The organism is Streptomyces sp. NPDC055254 (assembly GCF_053606025.1).
Genome location: NZ_JBSGQV010000043.1, coordinates 28,035 through 52,924 on the forward strand (window position 1 = coordinate 28,035; position 24,890 = coordinate 52,924).

The following is a 24,890-nucleotide window of genomic DNA, read 5'->3' on the forward strand; positions in this document are numbered from 1 at the left end:
GGCGTTGCCCCCGGGGGGGGCCGCGGGGGGGCTTTTTTGGGGGGGGGCGCGGGGGGGGGGGCCCCACCCCCCCCGGGGGCCGCCCCCGCCGCGTACGCGCATCACCGGAACCGCCGGTTCGGCCACCCGTGACCGCGCGCCGTCCGCCTCCTCCCCGTCCGGGCCGCCGCGCAGGCATTCGGGACGATCAAGGACCAAGGTTCCATTCCATGGAATTCCTGGGCCAATTGGCCGGAACTCCTCCGCCGCGGGACACGTCCTGATCCACAGAACGCGTACGAGGGCGGACGGGGAGTGGGCGCCGGTATGAACGAGCACAGCAACGAGCACAGCACGGTACGTACGACCTGGCGGAGCGTCAGGACCCGCGCCGCCGTCGCGGCGGCGGCGGCCGCGGCCGTGGCCGTGACGGTGTGGGGCGTGACGCTCCTCGTGGACCCGGCCCCCGGCGCCTCCCACGAGAACGCCGCACGGCAGCAGGACGGTCGGGGCGGCGACCGGGGCGACGGGAAGAACGACGACAGCCACGACGGCGCCCCGGGCCCGCAGCGGCAGCGGATACCCGAGGACATAGCGCACGCGTCCGAGAGCGGCGGGAACGCCGTCAACATCACCATCGACGACGGCCCAGACCCCCGGTGGACCCCGAAGGTGCTCGCCGTCCTGGAGAAGTACGGGGTGAAGGCGACCTTCTGCATGATCGGACCGCAGGCCGAGGCGCATCCGGGCCTCGTCAAGCAGGTCGTCGCGGCCGGCCACCGGCTCTGCGACCACACCACGTCCCACGACACGGCCATGGACAAGAAGCCCGTTGCCTACCAGGAGCAGCAGATCCTGGACGCGAAGAGGCAGATCGAGGCCGCCGCGGGCGGCGGCGCGAAGGTGGAGTACTACCGCGCTCCCGGTGGCGCGTTCACCCCCGACAGCCGGCGCATAGCGGCCGCGCACGGCATGCGCCCGCTCGGCTGGAACGTCGATACCAAGGACTTCGACAAGCCGGGCACGGCCGCCATCGTGGACGCCGTGAAGCGCGAGCTGCGCGACGGTCCGACCGTGCTCTTCCACGACGGCGGGGGCAACCGCGCGCAGACCGTCGAGGCCCTGGACCAGGTGCTGGCCTGGCTCAAGGAACAGGGGCGGCCGACCGGTTTCCCGGTCCGCACGGCCCCCGACCCGTCCTGAGCCGCCCCGTTGACGCGGGCGCCCCGCTGACGCGCCGCCCCGCTGACCGGTCGCCGGCTGACACACCGTCCGGCGGCGGACGTACCGCGTCAGCGCGTCTCCACGTACGGGTGAATGCGAGCCCGGCGTCGTTCCGGCCCGCCGGAGGGGCCCGTTGGGCCGGGCATGAAGCGCACCCGCATCGCCGCTCTCGCCCTCGCCACCGCCGCGGCGGCCCTGGCCCCCGCCCTCGTCCAGCCGGTGACCGCCGCTGAGGGAACGGCGTACCTCCAGGACCCGACCGGCGGCGAGAAATCCATGAAGTCGATGTGGACCAAGGACGAGATGCACAAACTGGAGGCGCAGTTCCGCTTCCACCCGGGGGTCCAGTACAGGACGGTCAGCCGCCCCGGCCCCGGGGGCGCCCCCGACTACGAGCGCCAGGTGCCCGACCCCGCGACCCTGGCCTGGCAGCCGTCGTACGAGTTCCGGTGGTCGGTCTCCGACTCGACGGTGCTCAAGAAGGCGCTGACGACCAAGGACGGCAAGCACCCGATCGTCGTCCACGCCGTCCTGCGCAACGCCGAGCGCGCCAAGGCGGGGGAGGTGCACCGGGAACTGGCCGGGAAGCCGGCCACGGGCTCGGCCGAGGTGGCGGGCGGCAAGCGCGTCGCCTGCGACACCGGCGAGTACACGGTGGAGTGGTCGGTCACGCGCTCCGGTTACGGGACGCTCACGGGCACGCTGCGCTGGGACTCCAGCTGCGAGCAGTACCGCACGGCGTTCTCCTCGAACCTGGGACAGGGCTGAAGGGCCTGGGGCCGGTCGCCCCGCGCACCTTGTGGGTGCTCGGCGGGCGACGGGGCCGCGGCCTCGGATCAAGTGCCGTAGTGGCCCATCGTGCCGCACGGGGTGGAAGGCGGCAGGAGGCGAGAAGTCCTTCTCGCGGGGGTGCTTCAGCTGTTCTTGCCGGCTTCGACCGCCTTGGCGGCGATGTCTTCCAGAACGGCCTTCGGGTCGCTGCCGGGCTCCACTGCGCGGCCGATGTTGCGCTTGACGGTGTCGCTGACCTTCACCCAGGAAGGGTCGTTGACCGGGTAGAGGCGGGCGGTCCGCAGGGCGACCAGGAAGTTCTGGTCGGTGGTGCCGAGGCCGCCGCCGGCGGGGGTGCGGGCGGCGGAGACGGTGGAGGGGAGCAGGTGGTAGCGGCCGGCGAAGTCGGTGAGGTTCCGGTCCTGGTAGAGGAAGTCCAGGAACCGGCCGATCTCGTCGCGCTTGCCGTTCTGGTTGAAGGCCATCATCCAGTCGGCGACGCCGACGGTGGGCGGGCTCTCGCCGGTGCCCAGGGAGTCGGACACGGGCATCTCGACGGTGCCGACGTCGATGCCCTTGGCGGCCGCTTCGTGGGCGAGTGAGGGGTAGCCGTTGAGCATGCCGACCTCGCCCCGCAGGAAGGCGGCGAAGGCGTCGGCGCGGTTCAGCTGCGCGGGTGGGGTGGGTCCGACCAGGCCGGGGGAGACCAGGTTGTCCTTGACCCACTGCCAGGTCTGGATGTTCTGGTCGGAGGCCAGGCTGTAGTTGCCGCTGCTGTCGGCGTAGCCGCCGCCGTTGCTGAGTTCCCAGATCATGGCCTCGGCATGCGCCTCCTCCGGACCGAGCGGCATGGCGTACGGGAACTTCACGCCCTTGTCCTTGAGGGCCTTGGCGGCGGCCTTGAGCTGGGACCAGGTCTTCGGCGGCTCGCCGATGCCGGCCTTGGTGAACAGCGCCTTGTTGTAGAACAGGAGACGGCTGCTCGCCACGAAGGGCAGGCCGTAGAGACTGTTGCCCACCGATCCGGCTTCGGCGAGGGGCTGCAGGAAGTTCGCCTCGGCGCTGACCGACAGGAGTTCGTCCGCGGGGTAGAGCTTGCCCTGCGCCGCGAAGTCGGAGTAGGCGCCCATCAGGGCCATGTCCGGGGCCTTGCCGGCCTTGACCCTGCGGGAGACCTCGCGGTCGATGTCCGCCCAGGGCAGGAGCTCGAACTCGACCTTGACGCCTGGGTGGGCGGCGGTGAATTCGTCCGTCACCTTGTCCCAGAAGGCCTTGGAGCTGTTCGCCGGGGTGTCGCCGTACTCGGCGGCGACCAGGCGGAGGGTGCCGCTGTCACCGGCGTCGTCGCCCGAACCGCCGCAGCCGGACAGGGGTATCAGCAGGCCGAGCACGACCGCGGAGGCGGTCGTGCCGAAAATTCTTCGTCGCACGGGTGTATTCCCCTGAATTTCTTTTGGATCTCGTTGCTGCTTATGAGTCACTCCGGGCCGAGGTGTCCCTCTGTGGCCCGTTGGCCGGAATTCTCTCCCGAAAGCAGGGCGGTTGATTCCGTTCGGGGCCACTTGTGGTCAATGCTCCAACTGGGGCTTTTCCGGATGGTGTTTTCCGATATGTGATCCATTATTGGGACGCGCGTAGACATGCCGAAAAGCCCGTTTCCGGCCAGGGAACGGGCTTCGGCGCGCCGAGCGGGCGGCGGCAGCCGACGGACGGGCGGCGGGCGGGTCAGTCCGCGAACTCGCCCGCGTACGGGTCGGGCTCGCCCGTCTCCGGGTTGCGGCCCTCCTGCCAGCGGCGCTGGGCCTTGCGCCAGTGCACGAAGCTGAGGTGGCCGCCGTCCCAGAAGGTGATGCTGACCGGGCTCACGTCGAACTCGTCGGAGCACAGCCGGTAGAGGAACTCGGCCATGCCGTACGGGTAGACCGCGAAGGAGTCGGCGGTGTGCCGCCCGCACACCAGGACCGGCCAGCGGTCCGGGTCGGCGTCCGAGGTGAGCCAGCACAGGATGTCGGACCCGCCGGTGACGCCCCAGGCGATGATCGACTCCGGGTCCACGTCGAAGGCGGACCGGCCGCCCTCGGCCTCCCAGGCCTGCCGCGCGTTGTCGGTCTCCTCGGCCATCTCGGCCGGGTCCCACTGGAGTCCCGGCTTGGGCAGCGGCAGCAGGATGCCGGCCTCGCCGTTGATGGAGCCCGCGCCGAAGCGGCCCATGAACGCGATGTAGTCGGACGGGAAACGGGTCCCCCACACGGCCTCGGCCGCCTGCCAGTCGATGTCCTCGTCGGCGCCGTGCGTCGCCGGCATGATCTGCTCCAGCGCCTTGATCCGCGCGTTCTCCGTCATGCCGCTCCCCTGACACCCCAGCTCAACCGCCCCAACCTACCCCCGCGCGAGGGGCATCTCCTAGGGGTGTCCGGCTGGTGGGTCCGACAGGTCCACGTCCACAGCGGCTCCGACCCGCAGCCCCCAGCCGTCCATCGCCCCCGCCTGCGCCTCCAGGACGTGCCGGGCGCGCGGCCGCGGCAGCCCGAGCCGCCCGGGCGCCATGGTGACCAGGGAGAGCACGCGCAGGTCCCGGTCCAGGTGGGCCACGTCGATGGCGAACCGCATCCGGAAGGTGTGCACGCTCGCCGCCGGGCTCAGCAGCAGGGCGCCGGTGATGCCCTCGCGCCCCAGCAGCCCGCGGGTCCGGGCCCGGTACGAGGCCGCGATCTCCAGGGGCACCGCGACCGGCCCGACCCGCAGGGTTCCCGATCCGTCCCGCCAGCGGCCCATCCGGCCCCCTCCCCGTCACCCGTCCCCCCGCCGGAGATCGGCGGTGGATGTCGGCGGTCAGCCTAGGTGGAGGCCGGCGGTCAGCCCCAGAGGGGTGCGGCCCGGACCTCCATCCGAACGGCGGCCCGCGCGGCGTCAAGCGCGCGCGCCCCGCGGGGGTCCCCCGTCGGTGGTACGGGCGGGGGGTACGCGCCGGGCGGAGCCCGCACGGGCACGGTCCGGCCGCGGCGGCGCGGCTCCGCCGGGCCTCCCGGGCGCTCCGGCCCAGGTGCCGCGCGGCCCCGTGCCCGTGGGCCGAGCCCCGGGGGGCGCCCTCTCGGACGTCCCCGGGAAGCGTCCGGAGGTCTACCGGAACGCCGCCGCTCGACTCCGGAGCGTAATCATCGCGCGCCAATGCGCGCGACAGGCTTTACGAAGGGTTATGGTGGAACCCCCCCCTCGGGCCGGTCCGTATCCCCCCCACGGACCGGCCCGTTTTTCGTTCTCCGCTCCCCGCCGCCGTGCGCGGAGGGAAATCGCAGGTCAGCCGCGCTGGGCCCAGATGTTCGTGCCCGGGGTGGAGACCGCGAAGGAGTCGATCTCCTTCAGCTCGGCGTCCGAGAGCGGGGCACCCGCCAGCGCGGCCACGTTCTCCTCCAGCTGCCGCACGCTCGACGCGCCGATGAGCGCCGAGGTCATCCGCTCGTCGCGCAGCACCCACGTCAGCGCCAGCTGCGCCAGCGACTGCCCGCGCCGCGCCGCGATGTCGTTCAGCCCGGACAGCCGGCGGACCACGTCGTCCGAGAGCAGGTCCGGGTCGAGGGACTTGCCCTGCGTGGCCCGGGAGCCCTCCGGGATGCCCCGGAGGTACTTGCCGGTGAGCAGCCCCTGCGCGAGCGGCGCGAAGGAGATGCAGCCCATGCCGGCCTCCTCCAGGACGTCCAGCAGGCCGTCGTCCTCCGTCCAGCGGTTGATCATGGAGTAAGAGGGCTGGTGGATCAGCGGCCGCACCCCCATCTCCCGCAGGATCCGGGCCGCCTCGGCCGTCTGCTCCGCGGTGTACGAGGAGACGCCGACGTAGAGCGCCTTGCCCTGCTGCACCGCGGACGCGAGGGCGCCCATGGTCTCCTCCAGCGGGGTCTGCGGGTCGAAGCGGTGCGAGTAGAAGATGTCGACGTAGTCGACACCCATCCGCTTGAGCGAGGCGTCGAGCGAGCCGAGCAGGTACTTGCGGCTGCCCCACTCGCCGTACGGCCCGGGGTGCATCAGGTACCCGGCCTTGGTGGAGAGGATCAGCTCGTCGCGAGAGGACGCGAAGTCCTGCGCGAAGATCTTGCCGAAGTTCAGCTCGGCCGAGCCCGGGGGCGGGCCGTAGTTGTTCGCCAGATCGAAGTGGGTCACGCCGAGGTCGAAGGCCCGGCGCAGGATCGCCCGCTGGGAGGCCAGGGACGTGTCGTCGCCGAAGTTGTGCCAGAGGCCGAGGGAGATGGCGGGGAGCTTGAGGCCGCTGTGGCCGGTGCGCCGGTACGGCATGGTGTCGTAGCGCGACGGCTCTGCCCGATAGGGATTGGTATCAGTCACGTTGTCCTCCCTATCACGGAGCTGTGACAGACCGAGTTGGGTACCCCATCCCGCCGCGCAGTAATGTGGCGCACTCGGGGGGTCCGCAATTCGCACGGGGGCATTGCACGGAGGGGCTGGAAGATCGTGAAGCTGCGCGACCTGGTGTACAGGCTCTACGCACGCCGGGTGGAAGGCCGCCTCGACCATGACGCGGCGCCCAAGCACATCGGCGTCATCCTGGACGGGAACAGGCGCTGGGCCAAGGCGTCCGGAGGTACGACGGAGCAGGGCCACCAGGCCGGAGCCGACAAGATCTCCGAGATGCTGGGCTGGTGCACCGAGACGGACGTCGAGGTCGTCACCCTGTGGATGCTCTCCACGGACAATCTGGACCGGCCCGAGGTCGAGCTCCGCCCGCTGCTCAACATCATCGAGAACACCGTGCGCGGTCTCGCCGCGGACGGCCGCTGGCGCGTCCACCACGTCGGCAACCTCGACATCCTGCCCGCCCGGACCCAGACCGTGCTCAAGGAGGCCGAGCAGGCCACGCACGACGTCGAGGGGATACTGGTCAACGTCGCCGTCGGCTACGGCGGCCGCCAGGAGATCGCGGACGCGGTCCGCTCGCTGCTGCTGGAGCACGCGCAGAAGGGCACCTCCTTCGAGGAGCTCGCCGAGATCCTGGACATCGACCACATCGCCGAGCACCTCTACACGCGCGGCCAGCCCGATCCGGACCTCGTGATCCGCACCAGCGGGGAGCAGCGGCTGTCCGGATTCATGCTGTGGCAGAGCGCGCATTCGGAGTACTACTTCTGCGAGGTCTTCTGGCCGGCCTTCCGCAAGGTCGACTTCCTGCGGGCCCTGCGCGACTACGCCGCCCGTCACCGGCGGTACGGGACCTGATTCCCGGGGAATTTCCCCCCGGCCCCCTCCGCCCCGGCACCCCCTCGGCTCGAATCCTTCACCAGGGATTCACCGAGCGTCCGTCATATGCCATGGCATGGCCTGGCCTGAACTGGGAATACCCCTTTCAGGTCGATGCCCGATCCACGGGTGTCGTGTCTCAGCGGACGGCATGGGGCCGTCCGTCCGGGAGGCCCTTTGCACCAGGACGCACGTGCGGTTCGCACGGACGGAGTGGAGGGCCGGAAATCGGCCCTGGCATGGGTGCCGATGACCGGTCCGGTCTTCATGGCCCGACCTCTTCCGAGGGGGTACGTCCTTCCGTGGTGACCAGCACTAAGAGCCGCCTGCCCGACAGGCGGACCTACGTCCTCGACACCAGCGTCCTGCTGGCAGACCCCAACGCGATCACGCGCTTCGACGAGCACGAGGTCGTGCTCCCGATCGTGGTGATCACCGAGCTGGAGGCCAAGAGGCACCATCCCGAACTCGGCTACTTCGCGCGCCAGGCCCTGCGCCTGCTCGACGACTTCCGGGTCCGGAACGGACGCCTCGACGCCCCCATCCCGCTGGGCGATCTGGGCGGCACCCTGCGCGTCGAGCTCAACCACTCGGACCCGAGCGTCCTGCCGGCCGGCTTCCGATTGGGTGACAACGACTCGCGCATCCTCGCCGTCGCCCGCAACCTCCAGGCCGAGGGCTTCGACGTCACGGTGGTCTCGAAGGATCTCCCGCTGCGCATCAAGGCCTCCTCCGTGGGGCTGATCGCCGAGGAGTACCGCGCGGAGCTCGCCATCACCGATGCCGGCTGGACCGGCATGAGCGAGCTCGCCCTCTCGGGGGAGCAGGTGGACCTCCTCTTCTCGGAGGAACGGCTCTACGTGCCGGAGGCCGCCGAACTGCCCGTGCACACCGGGCTGGTCCTGCAGTCCGAGCGCGGCAAGGCGCTCGGCCGGGTCACGGCGGACGGCAACGTCAAGCTCGTACGGGGCGACCGCGAGGCCTTCGGACTCCACGGCCGCAGCGCCGAGCAGCGGATCGCGCTGGACCTGCTCCTCGACCCGGAGATCGGCATCCTCTCCATGGGCGGCCGGGCCGGCACCGGGAAGTCGGCGCTGGCGCTGTGCGCGGGTCTCGAAGCGGTCCTGGAGCGCAGGCAGCACCGGAAGGTGATGGTCTTCCGACCGCTGTACGCGGTGGGCGGCCAGGACCTCGGCTACCTGCCCGGGGACGCGTCCGAGAAGATGAGCCCCTGGGCCCAGGCGGTCTTCGACACCCTGTCGGCGGTCGCCGGCCGCGAGGTCATCGAAGAGGTGCTGAACCGCGGGATGCTGGAGGTCCTGCCGCTCACGCACATCCGCGGCCGCTCGCTCCACGACGCCTTCGTCATCGTGGACGAGGCGCAGTCGCTGGAGCGCAACGTCCTGCTGACCGTCCTGTCCCGGATCGGGGCCAATTCGCGGGTCGTTCTGACCCATGACGTGGCCCAGCGGGACAACCTCAGGGTCGGCCGGTACGACGGAGTCGTCGCCGTGGTCGAGAAGCTGAAGGGGCATCCGCTGTTCGCGCACGTCACCCTCACCCGGTCCGAGCGCTCCCCGATCGCGGCCCTGGTCACCGAGATGCTCGAAAGCCTCTGACCCGGCTCAAAAGGTACATAGCGGGAAGGTGAGTTGACGCCGCCCGGCAAAGGCGCAAGAGCCTAGCCGGGCGGCGCCGTGTCGCACAGCCCTTCGGCGAAAACAGCTGTGCCGTGCCAGGTGTGACCTTTCCCACGCAACGAAGAATTGCCCTGCGGTATCGAGGTCCGGCAGAGTCTGCTTTCCGTCAGGCCCCGCATACGGCACACCTGTATCTCCCGTGAGGTACGCGCAGCACCACAACTCCACAGCCGTTCGCCGTATGCCGCCCGGAGCATCACGCGGCAGCCTCCGCAAGGAGGTTGCCCACGGGCCCGTACCTCCAGTGACCGTAGAACCACGGAGGCCAGTGTCAAAGGGGCACTCTTGCGCCCGCGCGGTCACTGCGGACGCTGCTGGAAGGACATCGTGTGAGCCGGATCTCGGTCCGGGGGTTCGCAGTGGCTTCGGCCACCGCGGTCACCACCGTCGGCGCAGTCGTCGGTGTCGCAACGGGCGACCCCTCCTCGAACGATCTCGAAACGACCGCCTCCGGCGCGACGCTCCTCGCCGACATCCCGGTCGGGGACCAGGCCCAGGTCCAGAGCGGGTCCCTGACGCAGCAGGCCGACGCGATCGTCTACGCCGCCGACACCGACGCGAAGCGCTCGGCCGAGGAGGCCGCCCGCGTCCAGGCCGCCGAGGACGCCAAGGCCAAGAAGGCCGAAGCGGAGAAGGCCAAGGCGGAAGCCGACGCCAAGGCGAAGCGCGAGCGCGAGGCGCAGGAGCAGGTCGCCAGCCGCTCCGCCGCCCGCGACGCCGGCGACTTCGCGCTCAAGAGCTCGTACACGGTCGCCGAGGTCAAGGCCATCGCTCAGCAGATGGTCCCGGCCGACCAGTTCCAGTGCTTCTCGAAGATCATCAACCAGGAATCCACCTGGAACTACCTGGCCGTGAACAAGTCCTCGGGCGCCTACGGCCTGGTCCAGGCCCTCCCGGGCTCGAAGATGGCCTCGGCCGGCGCGGACTGGCGCACCAACCCCGCCACGCAGATCAAGTGGGGTCTGAACTACATGAACGAGCGCTACAAGAGCCCCTGCGGCGCTTGGACCTTCCACCAGGCCAACGGCTGGTACTAGGCAGGTCCGGCGTCCACCGCCGTCCGTCCCGCGGAGCCCCGCACCGTTCTACGGTGCGGGGCTCCGCGCGTGTACGGTCATTCGAGGTGCGACCGAACGGCGTTCACCGAAGGAGTGGGCGGGGGAAAGGGACGACATGGCGAAGAGGGCAGGCTGGCTCGGCCGGCTCGGGCGGCGGCTGAACCGGATGGAGGCGCGGCTCGACGAGCGCCGCGCCGAGGTCGAGGCCGAGGCGAGAGGGGACCTCCCGCGCCTCGCCGCGGCCGAACGGGCCCCCGTGGTCACCGCATCCACGGTGGTCGCGGCCCCGGTCGTGCGCAGGGCTCCGGAGCGACCCGAACCGGTGACCGTGGTCCCCTGGGGCGTGCGGGTGGCCGCCGAGGTCAGCTGGCGGCTCCTGCTGCTCGCGGGCATGCTCTGGGTGCTGATGAAGGTGATCAGCGAAGTCCGCCTGGTCGTCCTCGCCTTCGCCGCGGCCATGCTGGTCACCGCACTGCTCCAGCCCTTCGTGGTCCGGCTGCGCAAACTGGGCATGCCGCGCGGGCTCGCCACGGCCGTCACCGCCGTCCTCGGCTTCGTGGTGATCGGGCTCGTCGGCTGGTTCGTGGTCTGGCAGGTCATGGAGAACCTCGACGACCTCTCCGACCGGGTCCGCGACGGCATCAACGAACTCAAACTCTGGGCACTGGACAGTCCTTTCCACGTGACCGAGAAGCAGATCAACGACATCGCGAAGAACCTCAGCGAGACCATCGGCACCAACACCGAGCAGATCACCTCCGCCGGCCTCCAGGGCGTCACGGTCCTGGTCGAGGTGCTGACCGGCATCCTGCTCGCGATGTTCTCCACGCTCTTCCTGCTGCACGACGGCAAGCGCATCTGGACCTGGGTGCTCGGCCTCGTCCCGGCCGCGGCCCGTCCGGGTGTCGCGGGCGCCGGTCCGCGCGCCTGGCGCACGCTGACCGCGTACGTCCGGGGCACCGTCCTCGTCGCGCTCATCGACGCCATCTTCATCGGCCTGGGCATCTACTTCCTCAACGTGCCGATGGCGGTGCCGCTCGCCGTCTTCATCTTCCTGTTCGCCTTCATCCCACTGGTCGGCGCGGTCGTCTCGGGGGCCCTCGCGGTGGTCGTGGCGCTGGTGACCCAGGGCGTGTTCAGCGCCCTGATGGTGCTGCTGGTGGTCCTCGCGGTGCAGCAGATCGAGGGCCACGTGCTCCAGCCCTTCATCCTGGGCCGGGCGGTACGGGTGCACCCGCTCGCGGTGGTGCTCTCGGTGGCCGCCGGCGGGATGATCGCGGGCATCGGCGGCGCGGTGGTCGCCGTCCCGCTGGTCGCCGTCACCAACACGGCGGTGGCCTACCTGAAGGCGTACTCGCGCGAGCAGCTCCACTCGGGTCCCGCGCCACTCGGCCCGGGTCCGCACGGCGCGACGGCCGTGGACCGGACACCCGTCGACGACGCGGACACCGAGCGGTGATAAGCGAGCCCGAGCTCGACGGCGCCTGGGAGACGGGCGGCCCGGCCGCGCGGCCGGAACCGGGCGGTCCGGACGCGGCGGGGGAGCCGGGCCGGCCGGGCGAACCTGGCGGGCCCCCACGCGGTCGGGTCCGGCCGTGGTGGTGGGCCCTGGGCGGAGCGCTGCTGGCGTCGGCGGTCTGGGCGGGGGCGCTGACGGTGACGGCGCAGGATCGATTCTCCGACCGGCCCCGGATCGCGTACCGGCACGCCGAGGACCTCTGCGACGAGGTGCCGCTGGACTCGGTGTCCGGGGCGGCGGTGCCGCTCGTCGGGGACCAGTCGCGCGGCGCCGCGCAGCCCGCCAAGGACTGGTCCTACTGCGTGTACGGCGCGGACTCCGAAGGGGGCCGGATGACGATGGTGGCCGAGGTCCTGGTCGAGCTGCACAAGGAGACGGACCCCGGGGCGGAGTTCGGCCTGGGCCCCGGGACCACGGCGGAGCTGTGGCAGACGGAGGTCGCCGTCGTGGAAGAGGTGCCCGGCGTCGGCCGGCGGGCCCTGATGAACCGGACCCCGGGCTCGCTCCGGCTCCGGGTGCTCGACGGCGGCGCGGTCTTCACGCTCGGCGTCGAGTGGTTCCAGGACGAAGGCGACCCCGAGGTCGACGAGGACGCCCTCAAGGCGGCGATGATCGAGGACATGAGGGTCCTCACGGCGGCCCTGCGCAAGTGAACGCGCGGGCCCCCGCGGCCGGAGACCGGCCGCGGGGGCCCGCGTGCGTACGGTGGGGCGGAACGACTCGCGGAACTACTCGGCGGCCAGCGCCGCTTCCGCGTCCAGGGTGACCGCGACGGCCTGGATCACCGAGGCGATCTTGAAGGCCTCCTGCACGGTCTCGCGGCCGACACCGGCCTTGCGGAGCACCTGCTCGTGCGAGTCCAGGCACTGGCCGCAGCCGTTGATCGCCGAGACCGCGAGCGACCACAGCTCGAAGTCGACCTTCTCCACGCCCGGGTTGCCGATGACGTTCATCCGCAGCCCCGCCCGCAGCGTCCCGTACTCCGGGTCGGAGAGCAGGTGGCGGGTGCGGTAGAAGACGTTGTTCATCGCCATGATCGCGGCGGCAGACTTGGCGGCCGTGTACGCCTCGGGCGACAGGTTCGCCCTGGCCTCCGGCTCCAGCTCACGCAGGACGCGCGGGGAGCGGGCGGCGATCGCGCACGACAGGACGGTGCCCCACAGCTGCTGCTGCGGGAGGTCGCTGTTGCCGATGACCGAACCGAGGTTCAGCTTCAGGTCCTTGGCGAAGTCCGGTATGGCGGACTTGAGGGAGTCGAGGGACATCCGTCACTCACCGGCCAGCAGTGCGCCGGCGTCCAGGGTGCCCTCGCCCTTGGTCCAGTTGCAGGGGCACAGCTCGTCGGTCTGCAGGGCGTCGAGGACCCGCAGGACCTCCTTGGGGTTACGGCCCACGGAACCGGCGGTCACCATCGTGAACTGGATCTCGTTGTTCTGGTCGACGATGAAGACGGCGCGCTGGGCGAAGCCGTCCTCGCCCTCGACGCCGCAGGCCCGCATGAGCTCGTGCTTGGAGTCGGCCAGCATCGGGAAGGGCAGGTCACGCAGGTCGGCGTGGTCCTTGCGCCAGGCGTGGTGCACGAACTCCGAGTCGCCGGAGACGCCGAGGATCTGGGCGTCGCGGTCCAGGAACTCCTCGTTCAGCTTGCCGAACGCGGCGATCTCGGTCGGGCAGACGAAGGTGAAGTCCTTCGGCCAGAAGAACACCACGCGCCACTTGCCCTCGTAGGTCTTGTGGTCGATCTGGGCGAACTCGCTCCCTGCTTCGAGCGAGACGCAAGCGGTCAGATCGTAGCTGGGGAACTTGTCACCGACAGTGAGCACGCGCACTCCTTGCGACATGGAAAGCGACCTTTTTGGGGGCTTTCCAAGGGGGTTGGACTGATCTCACATGCTGACACAGCTGCATTGATTACGGAAATAGCTACTCTTGTGGCGGGTGATCGGAGGTACCTATCAGTGGCTGTAGGCAATAGGGGCACGAAGCAGCCGACGTTGGCGCAGCTGCGGGCCTTCGCGGCCGTGGCGGAGCATCTGCACTTCCGCGACGCCGCGTCGGCCATCGGCATGAGCCAACCCGCGCTCTCCGGAGCCGTCTCCGCGCTGGAGGAGACCCTCGGCGTGCGGCTGCTGGAGCGCACCACCCGCAAGGTGCTGCTCTCCCCGGCGGGCGAGCGGATCGCGGCCCGCGCGCGGGTGGTGCTCGACGCCATGGGCGGGCTCCTGGAGGAGGCCGAATCCGTACGGGCCCCCTTCACCGGGGTCCTGCGCCTGGGGGTGATCCCCACGGTGGCGCCGTACCTGCTGCCGACCGTCCTCGGACTGCTCCACCGGAGCTACCCCCGGATGGACCTCCAGGTGCACGAGGAGCAGACCTCCTCGCTGCTGGAGGGGCTGGCCGGCGGGCGCCTGGACCTGCTGCTGCTCGCGGTGCCGCTCGGCGTCCCCGGGGTCACCGAACTGCCCGTCTTCGACGAGGACTTCGTCCTGCTGGCGCCCCGGGAGCACCCGTTGGCCGGACGCCGGGACGTCTCCCGCGAGGAACTGCGGGGACTGCAACTGCTGTTGCTGGACGAGGGGCACTGCCTGCGGGACCAGGCCCTCGACATCTGCCGCGATGCGGGGCGCGCGGCGGGCGCGGACGTCACCACGACCGCCGCCGGACTGTCCACGCTCGTACAGCTGGTCGCCGGGGGGCTCGGTGTGACGCTGCTGCCGCGGACCGCGCTGCGGCTGGAGACCGCCCGCAACGAGTACCTGTCGACCGGGTACTTCGCCGAGCCCGCCCCCTCCCGGCGGATCGCGCTGGCCATGCGCACCGGGACCGCCCGGCAGGAGGAGTTCCGGGCCATCGCCGCCGCACTGCGCGAAGCCGTACGCCCCCTCCCGGTGTGGCCCACCGACTGAGTGCCGCCCGGTGCGGGCGTACGGCGCCCTCGCGCCCCGGGCCCTGAGGGAGCCCGGGGGCGCGGGGGAAGGGGACGGCGGTTGTCGGGCGGTCAGTCCGGCGGTCGGTCCGCCGCCCTCGGGGGCCGGCCGCGACGGGGGATCGGGCCGGGGGCCGAGGGCAGCCGCCCGGCCTCGGACAGGGCCCGGCGGAGCAGGAACTCGATCTGCGCGTTCGCGCTCCGCAGTTCCTCGCCCGCCCAGCGCGCCAGCGCGTCGTAGACCTGGGGATCGAGTCGCAGCAGCACCTGCTTGCGCGCCTGGCGGGCCGGGGAGCGGGGCGCTGCGGCCGGTGCGCCGCCGTCCTCGCCCCGGCCCGGCCCGGACGGCATGCCGGGGCCGGTCGGCGGCGGTGTGCTGCCGGGCGGGGTCACTGGTACAGGGTGCCCGTGTTGAGCACCGGCTGGGCGGCGCGGTCCCCGCAGAGGACCACCATCAGGTTGGAGACCATCGCGGCCTTGCGTTCCGAGTCCAGCTCCACGATCTCCTGCTCGGCCAACCGGGTCAGTGCCAGTTCGACCATGCCCACGGCGCCCTCCACGATCTGCTTGCGGGCCGCCACGACCGCGCCGGCCTGCTGGCGCTGGAGCATCGCGGAGGCGATCTCCGGAGCGTACGCCAGGTGTGTGAAGCGGGACTCGATGATGTGGACACCGGCGGCGTCCACCCGAGCGTGCAGTTCGACGGCGAGCTTCTCGGTGATCTCCTCGGCGTTCCCGCGGAGCGAGAGGCCGCCCTCCTCGTGGGCGTCGTAGGGGTACTCGATCGCGATGTGGCGCACCGCCGCCTCGGTCTGCGTCTCGACGAACTCGGTGAAGTCCTCGACCTCGAAGGTGGCCCGAGCGGTGTCCTCGACCTTCCAGACCACGACGGCCGCGAGCTCGATCGGGTTGCCGTAGGCGTCGTTGACCTTCAGCACCGCCGTCTCGTGGTTGCGGACCCTCGTGGAGATCATCGCGCGGGAGGTGAGGGGGTTGACCCAGCGCAGGCCGTCGGCGCGGATCGTGCCGCGGTAGCGCCCGAAGAGCTGGACGACGCGGGCCTCGCCCGGGGCGACCGTGTTCAGTCCGCTCATCGCGAGGACCGAAGCGAGGACCAGCAGGACGCCGCCCGCGACCAGGACCGCCTTGAGGCCCGCGCCGGCCGTCACGGCGCCGCCGACGACCAGGCCCGCGCCGACCAGTACGCCCAGGAGGCCGAGCAGCAGGGCCAGGCCGCCGCCCACGCTGTGCGCGGTGAACTCCCGTATGCCGATGGTCGGAGTCACGTCATCGTTCGTCATCGTTTGCCCCGTTTCTCGCGGTCGCGGCCGATCGGGTCGCTTAGCAAAGTGATATCACTTTTTCCGTCCATGGCAACCCTTGGGGCATGGTGGGCGTCGGTTCCATTGGCGCGGGTGCTGATTCTCACGTCCGGATTGACCGGTAATGGTCATACTTGGCCAGCCTTTGTCACAGCCTGCGGTGTTAGTTTTCTGAGCTGACGTCGGGGGGTTATCGAGCGGAGCGGGAGCGATGGGCCGAGCAGAAGCGCGTAAGGCGCAGCAGCAGCGCGGTGCGCGGCGGGCGCCGAGCGGACGCACCAAAGGCAAGGGGAGCGGCGGCAGACCCACGGGCATACGCCGCTTCTTCACTTGGAGGAAGCTCCTCGGCACGTTCTTCGTGCTCGTTCTGCTCGGCATGGGCGCGCTGATCGGCCTGTACTTCTACGTGGACGAGCCGAATCCCAACGAGCAGGCACTCCAGCAGAGCAACGTCTACAAGTACGCCGACGGCACGACGATGGCGACCAAGGGCAGCGTCAACCGCGAGATCCTGCCGATCGACAAGATCCCGAAGGACGTCCAGGAGGCGTTCATCGCGATCGAGAACAAGTCCTTCCGCAAGGACAACGGCGTCGATTTGAAGGGCCTCGCGCGCGGCCTCTGGAACACCGCCACGGGCCAGGGCAGGGCCGGCGGCTCCACGATCACCCAGCAGTACGTCAAGAACTACTACCTGACCCAGGAGCAGACCCCGAGCCGCAAGCTCAAGGAACTGGTCATCTCCCTCAAGGTCGACCAGCGGCTGAAGAAGCCCGAGATCCTCGCGGGCTACCTGAACACCAGCTACTTCGGCCGCGGCGCCTACGGCATCCAGGCCGCGGCACAGGCCTACTACGGCGTCGACGCCGAGAAGCTGACCCTGGAGCAGGGGGCCTACCTCGCCACCCTCGTCCAGGCCCCGAGCCAGTACGACTGGAGCACGGCCGGCGACGAGACCAAGGGCCGCATCAAGATCCGCTACGACGCCACCCTCGTCAACATGGTCGAGATGGGCGAGCTGGACGAGGCCAAGCGCCAGACGATGAAGTTCGCGGAGCCGCAGCCGCCGCAGCCCCCGACGGGCATGGACGGCCAGAAGGGCTACCTGGTCCAGGCCGCCGAGGCCGAACTGAACAGCCAGGGCGTCGAGAAGAAGCTGATCGACGCCGGCGGCTGGACGTTCAATCTCAACATCGACCCGAAGAAGCAGGAAGCGCTGGAGAAGGCGGTCCACGACGAGCTGGAGTCCAAGCTCGACCGCAAGGACCCCAAGAACCGCCCCATCGACCAGAACGTGCAGGCCGGCGCGACCTCCGTGGACCCCAAGACCGGCCACATCGTCGCCATGTACGGCGGCACGGGCCTGAAGGACCACTGGTCGAGCAACGCCCTGCGCAAGGACTTCCAGCCCGGCTCGACCTTCAAGCCGATCGTGCTCGCCTCCGCCCTGGAGAACAAGGCGACCACGCAGGACGGCAAGCCGATCACCCCGAACACGCTCTACGACGGCACCAACAAGCGCCCCGTCCTCGGCAGCAAGATCCCCTTCGCCCCGGAGAACCAGGACCAGCGGAACTTCGGCGATCCGATGATCTCGGTCCAGGAGGCCACCAACTACTCGGTGAACTCCGTCTACGCGCAGATGATCGTGGACGTCGGCCCGAAGGACGTGAAGAAGACGGCCCTGACCCTCGGCATGAAGGACCGCGAGGGCTGGCCCGAGGACAAGCCGGCCATGGCGCTCGGCACCATGAGCGCGAACACCGTCGAGATGGCCGCCGTCTACGCGACCCTCGACAACCACGGCAAGAAGGTCACGCCGACCATCATCAAGAAGGCCGAGCACAAGGACCGCGTCGTCGAGCCGGTGGTCCCGATCGGCGCGCAGGCCATCAGCCGCCAGACCGCCGACACCGTCACCAAGGTGCTCAACGGCGTCGTCAACGACGAGGGCGGTTCCGGCAACAAGGTCCGCAGCAGCGCCTACGACGCCGCCGGCAAGACGGGCACCACCGAGTCCAACGTGGCGGCCTGGTTCACCGGCTACACCCCCGAACTGGTCACCGTGGTCGCGATGTTCGGCGAGGAGCCGGTGCCCCCGCACAAGCAGGTCACGCTGACCGGCACCGCCGGCCTCGGCCGCGCGGGCGGATCCTCCTTCCCGGCATCCATCTGGAAGGCGTACACCCTCGCCGTCCTCAAGGGCGAGGACACCGACAAGTTCGACCTGTCCGAGGCGGAGATGGGCGCCGTGCAGACCCCGTCGCGCACCGCCTCCTCGACGCCCACGACGAGCCAGTCCGCGCCTCCGCCGGCGACCAGCGCCCCGCCGGCGAACACTCCGGACCCGACGAAGACCACCACCAAGTCGCCGGACCCGACGAAGACCACCACCAAGTCGCCCGATCCGACGAAGACCACCACCAAGTCGCCGGACCCGAGCAACAAGCCCCCGGACCCGCCGCTGTTCCCGCAGTCGGACCCGCGCTGACATGAACGCCGCCCCGCCGCTTCCGAGCGGCGGGGCGGCGTTCGTGTCACGGGGTGGGCGGGGCGCCGGGCTCCCGGCGGGGCGGGGCGGGCCCCGGCGCCCGCTCCGGCGCCCGACCGGTCAGTGCCGCTCCGGCGCAGGGGGCAGCGCGAGCTCGAACCAGACCACCTTGCCGCTGCTCAGCCGGGTCGCACCCCAGCGGCGGGCCATCCGGTTGACCAGGAACAGGCCCCGGCCGCCCTCGTCGGTCTCGCGTGCCCGGCGCTGGCGAGGGAGTTGCGGGGAGTCGTCCCCGACCTCGCAGCGCAGCACGTCCGTGCGCAGCAGCCGCAGGGTCACCGGCCGTTCGGCGTACCGGACGGCATTGGTGACCACCTCGCTGACCAGCAGCTCCAGCGAGTCGCTCAGCTCCTCCAGGCCCCAGCGGCTCAGCGCCCGGCGGGCGAACCGGCGGGCCCGGCCCGGAGCGGTCTCCTCCGGGTCCAGGAACCAGTACGCGACATCGCTGGGCGCGATCCCGTCGAAACGGGCCGCGAGGAGCGCGATGTCGTCGTCCCGGTCACCCGGGCCGAGCATGTCGAGGACGTCGTCGCACAACGCCTCCAGCGGCGGCGGGTGGTCCAGGCCGGTCAGTCGGGCGGTGGTGGCCAGCCGCTCGCGGAGCTGCTCGATGCCGGTCCACACGTCCCGCAGCCTCGACTCCACCAGGCCGTCCGTGTACAGCAGCAGGGTGGCCCCGGCGGGGGCGTCCAGCTCCACGGCCTCGAAGTCCACGCCGCCGACGCCGATGGGGGCGCCGGGAGGCACGCGGAGCACCTCGGCGCGGCCGCCCAGGTGCAGCAGCACCGGCGGCGGGTGGCCGGCGTTCGCGATGGTGATCCGGTGCGAGACGGGGTCGTAGACCGCGTACAGGCAGGTGGCCATGCGGTCGGAACCCAGGCGCTGCGCCTGCTCGTCCAGGTGGTGCAGCACCTCGGCGGGCGGCAGGTCCAGCTGCGCGAGGGTCTGCGCGGTCGTGCGCAGCTGCCCCATGATCGCGGCGGAGGTCATGGAGTGGCCCATCACGTCCCCGACGACGAGCGCGACCCGGCTGCCGGGCAGCGGTATGGCGTCGTACCAGTCGCCACCGACCCGCGCCGTCTCGGCGGCGGGCAGGTAGCGGGAGGCCAGCCGCACGCCCGTGGGCTGGGGGAGGCTGTCGGGCAGCATGGTGCGCTGGAGTTCGTCGGCGATGTACGCCTCGCGGCCGTACAGCACCGCCTTGTCGATGCCCAGTGCCGTGTGGGTGGCCAACTGGGCGGCGACCAGGAGGTCGTTCTGCTCGAAGGCGGGCCGCTCGGGGCTGCGCAGGAACACGGCCGCCCCGATCACCCGCCGGCGGCCGCGCAGCGGCGCGAGGACGGCCCGGTTGCCGCGCGGCAGCGGGTGGTCCACGCCCAGCAGCTCGGGCAGCGCGGCCTTGGCGGCGGCGGAGGACCCGAAGACGGGCCGTACGCCGCGCAGTACCTCGGCGAGAGCGCCGCCGGGCCGGATCTCGCACAGTTCGGCGGCGGGCAGGTCACCCTGCGGTCCGACCAGCGGCAACTGGCTGAAGTCGAGCTCGCCGGTGGCTCCCGCAGCCCCGGCGAGGTCCGTTCCCGCGCCGATGGCGCCGCTGAGGGCGGCGTCGGTGAGATCGTCGATCGGCCGGAGCCGGTCGGTGCGCCGCAGCCTTAAAACGACCGGGCCCACGGGGCGCTCGTCGCCGACCGGGAGCGGGTCGCGGAGGTAGACGAGGATCGCGTCCGAGAAGGTCGGCACGGTGGCCCGGCACAGGCCGAGCACGATCTCGTCGAGGTCGATGCCGCGCGCGATCCGCCGCGTGGCGGCTCCCACGAAGCGCAGCCGGTCCCCCTCGCGCCGCGCCGAGGTGTCCCCGGATGTGCCGCCGCCCGGTATCCCCGTGCCGCCCCCGTGGCGTTCGCCTCCCGGCGGGTACGCCGCCCCCTGGCCGCCGTCCGGACCGCCGGCGACGCGGTGCGCCGCCTGCGCGTCCGCGGCCCGCGCGGAGCGGCCGACCGCGGTGTCCGCGCCCGCGTGGTGCGGGCCGGTGCCCCCGCTCTGGGGGGCGGCCGGTACCGGTTCGCCGCCGTGCCGGGCGGTCCCGCCTCCGGCCGGACCCCGCGCGGGCTCCTGGTGGCCCGCGGCGGACGCCTGGCGGGCCGCCGGGATCTCCGGGCGGGTGGCTTCCACGGCGGGGACGGGAGCCTTGCCGTGGCCGGGCTCGTCGGTACCCGCCCCGGTCGCGACGGGCTGGGTCCCGCCGGATGCGGCCACGGCGGAGCCGCCCGGGGCCGGTGTCGCGGTGGCCGCGGCAGGCTGCGGGCCCTCCTGAGAGGTGGGGTACTCCGTCACGCGTGGATTTCCGTCCGTTTGCGCTCGATGTGCGCTGCACTCAACTCGGTCAGTCGCGGTATACCCGCTCAGCGGCCGGGGCACCATCGCCCCATAATCCGGGTCCCCCTCGTTACCTCTCGCTCTGCGTGTCGCCCCAGGTCGAGCCCCGTCACATCCTGTCGAGTCGCCGTCAAGTCCCGCGTACGGCGCTGCACTTGCGCAGGTACTGCCCGGCCGCGCCGCCCCACACGCATGCCCTTGCGGAGGACGATCCTACGTTTGCACCCCGGGGGCGCATCAAGGGTCTCATGAGGTCATATGCGCCGGAGTGCGGTCCCAGTCCTCCGGCAGGACCGGGACCGTCCAGGCCGGATCGGGCCGCCAGTCCTGCCAGCCGTCGGAGAACGGCGCCCCCCAGGCCTTGATCACGTCCACCGCGGCCCTCCCGGCGGCCCGTACCCGACGGGCCTGCTCGGGGCCCATCAGCCCGCTGCGCTGCGCCTGCGCGAACTCGTCCTCGTCCAACCACTTCCAACTGCGGTCCGGGTGGACGGCGATGTCGAGGAAGTGGTCCTCGGAGTCGACCCCGCCGGACCACCGCGCGCGCGGCTGCTCCAGGTTGACGTACCAGTTCTTGAAGTGCCAGCCCCGGTCCCAGAACAGCCACACCGACCACGGATCCCCGGGCCGGGCCAGTTTCAGCACCCCCGCGCCGAACCAGCGCGAGCGTACGGTGGTCCTCGGTGCGGTGTACCGGGTGGCGAGCGGTTCCGCGTGGACGGGCTTCCCGTCGGCCAGCACCGGCTTGACGCATTCGGTGCCGGGGGCCATCCAGACGGCCAGCAGCTCCTCGCTGTCCCGCACCACCGTCACCGGGCGGCAGATGTGCACCCGCCCCATCGGTCCCGGGGCGTGGTCGCGGTAGCGCCAGAGGATCTGGTCCCCCGGAGCCCAGCGCGCGCCCTGCGCGCCGTCGTGCCCCGCGCCGGCTCCGGGCCGGAAATCACCTGTCATGCGCAGATCTTAGGGGTGGGGCTGGTACCCCCGCTGCGGTGCAGGTCACGGAGGTCCGCGGGGACGGGATTCGACCGAATCCGGCCCCCACCGGCGGGCCCTCCGTCGTGTGTCAGGGGTGCGTCATGCGCAGCACGTCCAGCGCCTCGTCCAACTGCTCCAGGGTGAGGGCGCCGCGCTCGACGTAGCCCGATTCCAGCACCACCTCCCGGATCGTCTTCTGTTCGGCGAGGGCCTTCTTGGCGACCTTGGCGGCCTCCTCGTAGCCGATGTAGCGGTTGAGCGGGGTCACGACGGAGGGCGAGGACTCCGCGTACTCCCTGGCCCGCGCGGTGTTGGCGGTGATCCCGTCGACCGTGCGGTCGGCGAGCAGGCGGCTCGCGCTGGCGAGCAGCCGGATCGATTCGAGGAGGTTGCGGGCCATCACCGGGAGCATCACGTTGAGCTCGAAGTTGCCGGCCGCGCCCGCCACGGCGACGGCCGCGTCGTTGCCCATCACCTGTGCGGCGACCATGAGGACGGCCTCCGGGACGACCGGATTGACCTTTCCGGGCATGATCGAGGAGCCCGGCTGGAGATCCGGGAGATTGATTTCGGCCAATCCTGTGCGCGGCCCGGAGGCCATCCAGCGCAGGTCGTTGGAGATTTTCGTGAGCGAGACCGCGATCGTTCGGAGCATTCCCGACGTCTCGACCAGGGCGTCCCGCGCGCCCTGGGCCTCGAAGTGGTTGCGGGCCTCGGTCAGCGGCAGCCCGGTGGCCCGGGCCACCTCGGCGATCACGGCGGCGGAGAAGCCGGGCGGGGTGTTGATCCCGGTGCCCACCGCCGTGCCGCCCAGCGGGAGCTCGGCGAGCCGCGGCAGGGCCGCGCGCAGCCGCTCGACGCCGTAGTCGATCTGGACCGCGTACCCGCCGAACTCCTGGCCGAGGGTGACCGGGGTGGCGTCCATCAGGTGGGTCCGGCCGGCCTTGACGACCTCCGCGAACTCGACGGACTTGCGGTCCATCGCGGCGGCCAGGTGCGCCAGGGCCGGGATCAGCTCGCCGGTGACGGCTGCGGTGGCGGCGATGTGGATGGAGGACGGGAAGACGTCGTTGGAGCTCTGCGAGGCGTTGACGTGGTCGTTGGGGTGGACCTCCCGCCCGAGCCGCTCGGTGGCCAGGGTGGCGATGACCTCGTTGGCGTTCATGTTGGAGGAGGTTCCCGAGCCGGTCTGGAAGACGTCCACCGGGAAGTGGTCGTCCCAGCGGCCCTCGGCGACCTCGGCGGCGGCCGACACGACCGCGTCGGCGAGGTCCTGGTCCAGCACTCCCAGGCGCGCGTTCACCGCGGCGGCGGCGGCCTTGATCCGGGCGAGCGCCTGGATGTGGGCGGATTCCAGGCGCTGCCCGGAGATGGGGAAGTTCTCCACCGCGCGCTGGGTCTGGGCACGCCATTTGGCGTGCACGGGCACCCGTACGTCGCCCATGGAGTCGTGCTCGGTCCGGTACTCGTCGGCCTGCTGATGTTCTGTCATGTTCGTGGCCTCCTCAAAAAGTTGAGCAATTGTCTTGTTCGAAGTGTTCCCAAGTCCCCTACTGGCCAGTAAATACCGGTGGTGACACTGGACATCCGGGGAGGCGTACATGGCACGTACAGGCACGAAACCCAGGCTCAGATCTACCTTCGCCGCGGTCGCGGCGTTCGCGGCCGCCCTCGGGGGCGTCACCGCCATCACCCCCATGGCCCAGGCGGCCACGCCCGTCGCGGCCGTCACCCCCCTGCCGCCGGAGCTGGAGGCGATCCGCGCGGCGGAAGCCGTCAAGATCTACGGCGACTCTGCCATGCGCCCGCTGAACGAGCGCAGGACCGGCCTGATCTCGCTGGGCGACAGCGAGATCTCGGGCGAGGGCGTCGGCACCTACGACCCCGCGACCAACACGCCGAACAACCAGTGCCACCGCTCGCCGGACACGGCGATCCACCGCACCGGCATCCAGGCCGACCTGACCTTCAACGTAGCCTGCTCCGGCGCGTACACCGGCAACATCAGGATCGGCGGCGGCAAGCAGTACGCCGACGAGCTGGTGCAGAGCGACAGCCTGGCCGTCAAGGCCCGCAACACGAAGATCAAGATGGTGCTGCTCGTCGCCGGGGCCAACGACGACCTCCAGTTCGGTCCCGTCATGACCGACTGCGTGACCCGCTGGATCCTCAGCCAGGGCACCTGCGAGCCGAAGTACGCGCCCGGCTGGCAGGCGCGCGTCGACGGCCTGCGGCCCAAGGTGGAGGCCACCGTCGCCGACCTCAAGACGGTCATGCGCGACGCGGGCTACGCCGACTCCGACTACAAGCTGGTCGTCATGGGCTACCCCAGCCCCATCGGACCCGACTTCTACGACAACCCGAACTTCCCCGGCAAGCTCCCCGGCGGCTGCGCCGGCTACGACTCCGACGCCACCTGGGGCCGCAACCACGCGGTGCCCGCGTTCGAGAAGGGCATGCGCGACGCCGCCCGCAACTCCGGCGCCCTCTACCTGGACAACTCGCGGCTCTTCCACGGCCACGAGGTGTGCATGGAGGACCCCTGGGCCCGGGGCCTCTACCTGGACCTCGGGGACCACTTCCCGTGGGACGAGAACACCGCCCGCCAGTCCTTCCACCCCAACTACCGCGGCCACGGCGCCTTCGCGTCCTGTCTGACCCAGTTCTACGGCTCGGGTCTGCGCGAGGCCTCCTGCGCCGACCCCGCCGGCACCGGCACCCCCGCCCTGCAGGCCGGGGCCTGGGACGACCTGTACGGGCCCCTGAAGAACGGCGCGACCGGCAACTGCCTCGACTCCTTCGGCGGCTCCAGCGCCAACGGGACCAAGGTCGTGGCCTGGGACTGCCACGGCGGCCGAAACCAGGGCTGGTGGTACGACCCGGCCCGCAGGTCCGTCCACATCGAGCTGACCCAGGACCGCTGCCTCGACGCCCCCGGCGCCGCCTACGGCAACGGCACCGGGCTCGTCCTGTGGAACTGCCACGGCGGCGCGAACCAGAAGTTCGTCCGCGACGGCGCCACCGTCCGGCCCTCGGCCGCGCCCGGCATGTGCCTGACGGTCGCCGCCGCCCACGAGCCGCTGCGCCTGCAGACCTGCAACGGGTCCGCCAACCAGCGCTTCGTGTAACCGCCCGCCCGCCCGCTCCCGGGCGACCGCACCGACCCCCGACCGACCCACGACCGGTCCGCAACGACCCGTCACCGACCTCCACCGACCCCCCGCACCCGGCCGGCGCACCCC

At 71.3% G+C, this 24,890-nt stretch carries 21 protein-coding genes; 10 read left to right on the top strand and 11 right to left on the bottom strand.

Features of this window, described 5'->3' with window-relative positions; translation table 11 throughout:
* Positions 1-306: 306 nt before the first annotated feature.
* The gene (locus ACWFQ8_RS28765) at positions 307-1,182 is read left to right on the top strand and encodes a polysaccharide deacetylase family protein (protein ID WP_453789193.1); all 876 of its coding nucleotides are present in this window, start codon (positions 307-309) and stop codon (positions 1,180-1,182) included.
* A 165-nt stretch (positions 1,183-1,347) separates the two neighbouring features.
* A complete protein-coding gene (locus ACWFQ8_RS28770) occupies positions 1,348-1,971 on the top strand; it encodes a hypothetical protein (protein ID WP_453789194.1) in 624 nt (207 codons plus the stop codon).
* Between the two features lie 146 nt (positions 1,972-2,117).
* Here ACWFQ8_RS28770 and ACWFQ8_RS28775 read toward each other — a convergent pair whose 3' ends face one another.
* The 4 genes from ACWFQ8_RS28775 to mgrA form a co-directional block, all read right to left on the bottom strand.
* Entirely contained in the window at positions 2,118-3,404 is a 1,287-nt protein-coding gene (locus ACWFQ8_RS28775) for an extracellular solute-binding protein (RefSeq protein WP_453789195.1), read from the bottom strand.
* 295 nt (positions 3,405-3,699) lie between these two features.
* Positions 3,700-4,317 (bottom strand): SMI1/KNR4 family protein, encoded by a 618-nt coding sequence (locus ACWFQ8_RS28780; protein ID WP_453789196.1) that lies wholly within the window; start codon positions 4,315-4,317, stop codon positions 3,700-3,702.
* A 60-nt stretch (positions 4,318-4,377) separates the two neighbouring features.
* On the bottom strand, positions 4,378-4,749 hold the full coding sequence (locus ACWFQ8_RS28785) for a DUF192 domain-containing protein (protein WP_453789197.1): 372 nt from the start codon (positions 4,747-4,749) through the stop codon (positions 4,378-4,380).
* A gap of 522 nt (positions 4,750-5,271) precedes the next feature.
* Complete coding sequence (mgrA, locus tag ACWFQ8_RS28790) at positions 5,272-6,309, bottom strand: L-glyceraldehyde 3-phosphate reductase (protein ID WP_453789198.1); 1,038 nt, start codon at positions 6,307-6,309, stop codon at positions 5,272-5,274.
* 126 nt (positions 6,310-6,435) lie between these two features.
* Between mgrA and ACWFQ8_RS28795 the strand changes: the two genes are divergently transcribed.
* From ACWFQ8_RS28795 to ACWFQ8_RS28815, 5 genes are all read left to right on the top strand, one after another.
* Positions 6,436-7,197: an isoprenyl transferase gene (locus ACWFQ8_RS28795; RefSeq protein WP_453789199.1), complete on the top strand. Its 762-nt coding sequence runs from the start codon at positions 6,436-6,438 to the stop codon at positions 7,195-7,197.
* A 323-nt stretch (positions 7,198-7,520) separates the two neighbouring features.
* Entirely contained in the window at positions 7,521-8,837 is a 1,317-nt protein-coding gene (locus ACWFQ8_RS28800) for a PhoH family protein (RefSeq protein ID WP_384539520.1), read from the top strand.
* Positions 8,838-9,247: 410 nt separating this feature from the next.
* Positions 9,248-9,955, top strand: a complete 708-nt coding sequence (locus ACWFQ8_RS28805; RefSeq protein ID WP_453789200.1) for an aggregation-promoting factor C-terminal-like domain-containing protein — start codon at positions 9,248-9,250, stop codon at positions 9,953-9,955.
* A gap of 136 nt (positions 9,956-10,091) precedes the next feature.
* On the top strand, positions 10,092-11,435 hold the full coding sequence (locus ACWFQ8_RS28810; RefSeq protein WP_453789201.1) for an AI-2E family transporter: 1,344 nt from the start codon (positions 10,092-10,094) through the stop codon (positions 11,433-11,435).
* Positions 11,432-12,148, top strand: a complete 717-nt coding sequence (locus ACWFQ8_RS28815) for a hypothetical protein (RefSeq protein WP_453789202.1) — start codon at positions 11,432-11,434, stop codon at positions 12,146-12,148. Before ACWFQ8_RS28810 ends, ACWFQ8_RS28815 begins: the two co-directional genes overlap by 4 nt.
* A 75-nt stretch (positions 12,149-12,223) precedes the next feature.
* Here ACWFQ8_RS28815 and ACWFQ8_RS28820 read toward each other — a convergent pair whose 3' ends face one another.
* Both ACWFQ8_RS28820 and ACWFQ8_RS28825 read right to left on the bottom strand, forming a co-directional pair.
* Positions 12,224-12,760 carry an alkyl hydroperoxide reductase gene (locus ACWFQ8_RS28820; protein ID WP_453789203.1) on the bottom strand — a complete coding sequence of 179 codons (537 nt, stop codon included), beginning with the start codon at positions 12,758-12,760 and terminating at the stop codon, positions 12,224-12,226.
* A gap of 3 nt (positions 12,761-12,763) precedes the next feature.
* The gene (locus ACWFQ8_RS28825; protein WP_453789204.1) at positions 12,764-13,318 is read right to left on the bottom strand and encodes a peroxiredoxin; all 555 of its coding nucleotides are present in this window, start codon (positions 13,316-13,318) and stop codon (positions 12,764-12,766) included.
* 135 nt (positions 13,319-13,453) lie between these two features.
* On the opposite strand from ACWFQ8_RS28825, the gene ACWFQ8_RS28830 reads away from it, so the two are divergent.
* A complete protein-coding gene (locus ACWFQ8_RS28830) occupies positions 13,454-14,401 on the top strand; it encodes a LysR substrate-binding domain-containing protein (RefSeq protein WP_453789205.1) in 948 nt (315 codons plus the stop codon).
* Between the two features lie 92 nt (positions 14,402-14,493).
* Here the strand turns inward: ACWFQ8_RS28830 and ACWFQ8_RS28835 are convergent, their stop codons facing one another.
* Together ACWFQ8_RS28835 and ACWFQ8_RS28840 are read right to left on the bottom strand one after the other, a co-directional pair.
* A complete protein-coding gene (locus tag ACWFQ8_RS28835) occupies positions 14,494-14,772 on the bottom strand; it encodes a hypothetical protein (RefSeq protein ID WP_453789218.1) in 279 nt (92 codons plus the stop codon).
* A 38-nt stretch (positions 14,773-14,810) separates the two neighbouring features.
* Positions 14,811-15,722, bottom strand: a complete 912-nt coding sequence (locus ACWFQ8_RS28840) for an SPFH domain-containing protein (protein ID WP_453789206.1) — start codon at positions 15,720-15,722, stop codon at positions 14,811-14,813.
* A gap of 232 nt (positions 15,723-15,954) precedes the next feature.
* Between ACWFQ8_RS28840 and ACWFQ8_RS28845 the strand changes: the two genes are divergently transcribed.
* A complete protein-coding gene (locus tag ACWFQ8_RS28845; protein WP_453789207.1) occupies positions 15,955-18,234 on the top strand; it encodes a transglycosylase domain-containing protein in 2,280 nt (759 codons plus the stop codon).
* A gap of 120 nt (positions 18,235-18,354) precedes the next feature.
* On the opposite strand, the gene ACWFQ8_RS28850 is transcribed toward ACWFQ8_RS28845, so the two are convergent.
* From ACWFQ8_RS28850 to ACWFQ8_RS28860, 3 genes are all read right to left on the bottom strand, one after another.
* Positions 18,355-20,628: a SpoIIE family protein phosphatase gene (locus tag ACWFQ8_RS28850; protein ID WP_453789208.1), complete on the bottom strand. Its 2,274-nt coding sequence runs from the start codon at positions 20,626-20,628 to the stop codon at positions 18,355-18,357.
* 288 nt (positions 20,629-20,916) lie between these two features.
* The gene (fomD, locus tag ACWFQ8_RS28855; RefSeq protein ID WP_453789209.1) at positions 20,917-21,624 is read right to left on the bottom strand and encodes a cytidylyl-2-hydroxypropylphosphonate hydrolase; all 708 of its coding nucleotides are present in this window, start codon (positions 21,622-21,624) and stop codon (positions 20,917-20,919) included.
* Positions 21,625-21,736: 112 nt separating this feature from the next.
* Positions 21,737-23,140, bottom strand: coding sequence for a class II fumarate hydratase (locus ACWFQ8_RS28860; protein ID WP_453789210.1), 1,404 nt, complete (start codon positions 23,138-23,140; stop codon positions 21,737-21,739).
* A 109-nt stretch (positions 23,141-23,249) separates the two neighbouring features.
* Here ACWFQ8_RS28860 and ACWFQ8_RS28865 point away from each other — a divergent pair, with 109 nt between their 5' ends.
* A complete protein-coding gene (locus tag ACWFQ8_RS28865; protein WP_453789211.1) occupies positions 23,250-24,776 on the top strand; it encodes a ricin-type beta-trefoil lectin domain protein in 1,527 nt (508 codons plus the stop codon).
* Positions 24,777-24,890 lie beyond the last annotated feature (114 nt).

Excerpts from the sequence above, each read along its gene's own strand:
- ACWFQ8_RS28810 (WP_453789201.1), top strand. The coding sequence starts at position 10,092 with ATGGCGAAGAGGGCAGGCTGGCTCGGCCGGCTCGGGCGGCGGCTGAAC.
- ACWFQ8_RS28860 (WP_453789210.1), bottom strand. The coding sequence starts at position 23,140 with ATGACAGAACATCAGCAGGCCGACGAGTACCGGACCGAGCACGACTCC.
- ACWFQ8_RS28785 (WP_453789197.1), bottom strand. The coding sequence starts at position 4,749 with ATGGGCCGCTGGCGGGACGGATCGGGAACCCTGCGGGTCGGGCCGGTC.
- ACWFQ8_RS28770 (WP_453789194.1), top strand. The coding sequence starts at position 1,348 with ATGAAGCGCACCCGCATCGCCGCTCTCGCCCTCGCCACCGCCGCGGCG.
- ACWFQ8_RS28780 (WP_453789196.1), bottom strand. The coding sequence starts at position 4,317 with ATGACGGAGAACGCGCGGATCAAGGCGCTGGAGCAGATCATGCCGGCG.
- ACWFQ8_RS28820 (WP_453789203.1), bottom strand. The coding sequence starts at position 12,760 with ATGTCCCTCGACTCCCTCAAGTCCGCCATACCGGACTTCGCCAAGGAC.
- fomD (WP_453789209.1), bottom strand. The coding sequence starts at position 21,624 with ATGACAGGTGATTTCCGGCCCGGAGCCGGCGCGGGGCACGACGGCGCG.
- ACWFQ8_RS28845 (WP_453789207.1), top strand. The coding sequence starts at position 15,955 with ATGGGCCGAGCAGAAGCGCGTAAGGCGCAGCAGCAGCGCGGTGCGCGG.
- ACWFQ8_RS28765 (WP_453789193.1), top strand. The coding sequence starts at position 307 with ATGAACGAGCACAGCAACGAGCACAGCACGGTACGTACGACCTGGCGG.
- ACWFQ8_RS28840 (WP_453789206.1), bottom strand. The coding sequence starts at position 15,722 with ATGACGAACGATGACGTGACTCCGACCATCGGCATACGGGAGTTCACC.
- ACWFQ8_RS28865 (WP_453789211.1), top strand. The coding sequence starts at position 23,250 with ATGGCACGTACAGGCACGAAACCCAGGCTCAGATCTACCTTCGCCGCG.
- ACWFQ8_RS28835 (WP_453789218.1), bottom strand. The coding sequence starts at position 14,772 with ATGCCGTCCGGGCCGGGCCGGGGCGAGGACGGCGGCGCACCGGCCGCA.